Below are 506 nucleotides of genomic sequence, written 5' to 3'. Positions count from 1 at the left end.
GCGGCCGATCCGGTCGGAGACGACACCGGACACCAGCAGGGAGCCGAGCAGCCCCGCGATGTAGCAGGCGAAGACCACAGTGAGGGTGCCCTTGCTGAAGCCCATCTCGCGCTGCCACAGCACATAGAGCGGGGTGGCCGCGTTGGACAGCACGAACACCGCCGTCACCGGCCAGGCGGCGAGCCACACCCAGCGAACGGGCACGTCACCGTCCCCCGCCGCCCCCGGCGCACGCACCTCGGTGGTCGTCTCGGTCACGGCACACTCCTCCCCAGGCATCCGGCAGTACGAGAAATCTCGTACCAGTACGCATGGAGTCGAACTTAACACGTAGTACGATCACACTCGTACAACCGGCAGGGGAGAGGGAGCCGAAGGTGACCGGACAGCGGAACGAGGAAGCTCTGCGGCAGGCGCCGGAAACCCGCACGAGGAACGGGGCGGGCGACATCAAGGTGCTGCCGGAACCTCCCGGCCTGCCCGACCCCCTCCCCGAACCGGCCGTC

1 pseudogene is annotated in these 506 nt (G+C 68.4%); it reads right to left on the bottom strand.

Annotated elements, in window-relative coordinates:
- Nucleotides 1-237 (bottom strand): annotated as a pseudogene (locus tag CCN44_RS41035) (MFS transporter); the annotation flags it as partial.
- Between the last annotated feature and the right edge of the window lie 269 nt (nt 238-506).

The organism is Streptomyces tricolor (assembly GCF_002155905.1).
In the GTDB taxonomy this organism is placed as follows: domain Bacteria; phylum Actinomycetota; class Actinomycetes; order Streptomycetales; family Streptomycetaceae; genus Streptomyces; species Streptomyces tricolor.
This window is presented reverse-complemented; position numbering and strand designations above follow the sequence as displayed.